2 protein-coding genes are annotated in these 3209 nt (G+C 46.7%); both read right to left on the bottom strand.

The window, feature by feature from the left end:
• Nucleotides 1-310: 310 nt before the first annotated feature.
• Nucleotides 311-2098 carry an aspartate--tRNA ligase gene (gene aspS, locus QUA38_RS28155; RefSeq protein WP_333167696.1) on the bottom strand — a complete coding sequence of 596 codons (1788 nt, stop codon included), beginning with the start codon at nucleotides 2096-2098 and terminating at the stop codon, nucleotides 311-313.
• Nucleotides 2099-2261: 163 nt separating this feature from the next.
• Nucleotides 2262-2867: a hypothetical protein gene (locus QUA38_RS28150; protein WP_333167694.1), complete on the bottom strand. Its 606-nt coding sequence runs from the start codon at nucleotides 2865-2867 to the stop codon at nucleotides 2262-2264.
• Nucleotides 2868-3209: the final 342 nt, after the last annotated feature.

Genomic DNA, 3209 nt, shown 5'->3' with positions numbered 1-3209 from the left:
TTTTATTGTGTAAATTTTGTCTAAAAAACAATTGAATAATCGAACTTAACTCTTGCTGAGTCTTAGGACTAGCTTCTTCAAAAGCTGTCTTAATATTTTCATCAACTTGAATCATAATTATTGCCATAGCCGTTAAAAAAAGTGTTAATATGAAAACTTTTTTTTATTCTAACTCTATTTTATCACACATCTTGCACCATTCTCAAGAACAGGCAAGATGCCTGTTCCACAACAGATGAATTTTATTGTGGGGTGGGCTTCTAGCCCGCCCTGAAAGGATGATTGAGAATGGTCAAGGTATTTTACATACTTATGACTTGGGCGTATAAGTCGATCGCACTTGCAACTCCTTCAACTGCTTCTCATCCACCCCAGACGGCGCATTTGTCAACAAACACCCCGCTTGCTGCGTCTTCGGAAAAGCCATTACGTCCCGAATAGATTCCTCGCCAGCTAACAGCATTACCAACCGATCCAAACCGTAGGCAATGCCTCCGTGGGGCGGAGTTCCATACTCAAACGCATCCAACAAAAAGCCAAACTTATTGTAAGCTTCCTCCGTCGATAAGCCGATCGCCTCAAACACCTTTTCCTGAACATCCCGCTGATAAATCCGCAGAGAACCGCCGCCGACTTCTGTACCGTTTAACACCAAATCGTAAGCTTGAGCCCTCGCAGTTTTCAAATCATTAATATCGTCAGGATGCGGCGCAGTAAACGGGTGGTGCAAAGCTTCCAAACGCTTCTCGTCAGCGTTCCATTCAAACATCGGGAAATCTGTCACCCACAGCAGATTCATCTTGTCTTTATCAATCAATCCCAATTCGTTACCGACGAACAAACGCAATCTATCCAAAGTCTTATTGACAGTTGTCACGTCAGCCGCTGCGAATAACAACAAATGACCGGGTTGCGCGCCCGTGCGATCGAGCAATTCCTGTTTCTGCGCTTCCGTCAAATTATCCTTAATTGCGCCGATCGTATCAATTTCGCCGTTATCCCGCACGCGAATGTAAGCCAATCCCTTCGCACCCGCTTCGCTGGCTTCCTTAAACAAATCGCCGCCCGGTTTAATCCGCACGTTAGAAATCGCATCATTCCCGCCGGGAATCGGCAAAACTTTCACAATTCCGCCCGCAGCAACCGCCCCGGAAAATACTTTAAATCCCGAATCTTTCATCAAATCGGAAACATCGACTAATTCCATACCGAAGCGAGTGTCTGGTTTGTCGCTACCGTAGCGATCCATTGCTTCAGCGTAAGTCAAGCGCGGAAAAGGACGAGGCAATTCTACGCCTTTGACACTTTGGAAAATCTGGGAGACTAAACCTTCGTTTAATTCGATAACTTCTTCTAAAGACATGAAACTCATTTCCATGTCTAATTGTGTGAATTCCGGCTGTCTGTCGGCGCGCAAATCTTCATCGCGGAAACAGCGCGCAATTTGATAATATCTGTCCAAACCCGAAACCATTAACAATTGTTTGAACAACTGCGGCGACTGCGGCAAAGCGTACCATTCGCCCAAATTGACGCGGCTGGGCACTAAATAATCTCTCGCACCTTCAGGAGTCGATCGAGTTAAAATCGGTGTTTCAACTTCAATAAAACCTCCCACATCTTCCAAGTGGCGGCGCATCGCTTTCACAACTTGGTGGCGAAGCTGCAAATTGCGACTCATACGATCGCGCCGCAAGTCCAAATAGCGATATTTCAGGCGCAAATCTTCCCGCACGCTTTCATTTTCCGCCGTCGCCACCTGAAACGGTAACTGTTTGCGAACCGCATTTAACAACTCAATTTCGTCAGCATAAATTTCCACCTCACCCGTAGGCAATTTCGGGTTGAGGGAATCTTCGGGGCGGCCGGTGACTCGCCCAGTAATTTTAACCACGTATTCGCTGCGTAAAGCCTCAGCCCCGTGATAGGAATCGGGGGTGCGTTCAGGATCGCTGACAATTTGCACGATACCCGATCGATCGCGCACATCCAGAAAAATCACCCCGCCATGATCGCGGCGGCGATCCACCCAGCCGTAAAGGGTGACAGTCTCTCCGATGTGTTCGCTTCGCAGTTCGCCGCAGTAGTAACTTCTCATAATTGGGGGTTGTGGACTAAAAATAAAGCTTTTTAATTATGCAGTATGCCTGAAACTTCTGCTGAATGCAAATACACCCACGATCGCCATTAGCTTTGGAATTAATTCCAAAGCTAACTACCCTAACAAGCCGCTGGGAGTTCCCAACCCCCGGCTGGCCCTTCTAGGAATCCCCGCGATCGCTGTGAGACTTGTCAAAAAACGCCGTCAGTGCTGTCCATGCAGACTTAGCCGCATCCGTCAAGCGAGTGCCTATCGACTCAATTTGCTTCACAATAACGTGCCAATTCTTTTCAGCTTCCGTGTGAATGTGGTCAACAGCTTGTTCGATGCGATCGCGTTCGATCAATTTATTTTGTTCCACCGCTTCTCGCGCTTGTCGCACTGCTTTCAAATAAGCTTCGCGACTGACTTCGCCGGCATCTTGCACCTGCGCTTGCGCCCGCGTTTTAATCGCATCTACCACCAGCCAATTTTTCTCAGTTTCTTTTTTAATCAGCTTGACTGCTTCTGTGAATCTCTCGTGGGCGAGATCCTTATTTTCTTCGATCGCCCCGGAGGCCTTATTCACAGCTTTTAAATAAGCTTCGCGGGTGAGTTCGCCCGCTGCTTGCACTTCGGCGGTGGCGCGTTTTTTAATTGCTTCAAACAGCGCCGCAGTTTCTGCGATCGCCTCATCAGTCGCGTCGGGCATCTCTTTCTTGACGAGCTCCGTCGTTTCGACAGTTGCCTCTAAAATTGGTTCCTCGGTTACTTTTGGATCTGTCATATCAATCTTCTCCTGTGGTAGTAAACATTTTCAAAAAATCTCACAGTCCCTGGATGCAGACTTTGTAGGTGTAGCGCCAGAAGGAATTCTGGCATTTAATACAGACTTTGTACGTGTAGCGCCAGAAGGAATTCTGGCATTTAATAAGAACTAGGCAATTCTTGTTCCAGCTTTATCAACTTTTGTATCCGCGCTTACCTAGTTGGAATGATCTCAGTTCTATTACATTATATCTACCAAAGTTGCTTTCATGTGTAGGATACCGCCAACTTGTAGGTACGGTTTAGCGCACTTAAATTTGTGATAAGTCTCTATACCTAAAAAAACACACATTAATAAACT

The organism is Microcoleus sp. Pol12B4 (assembly GCF_036701385.1).
In the GTDB taxonomy this organism is placed as follows: domain Bacteria; phylum Cyanobacteriota; class Cyanobacteriia; order Cyanobacteriales; family Microcoleaceae; genus Microcoleus.
The sequence above is the reverse complement of the archived record's forward strand: the minus strand, read 5'-3'. Positions and strand labels throughout refer to the sequence as shown.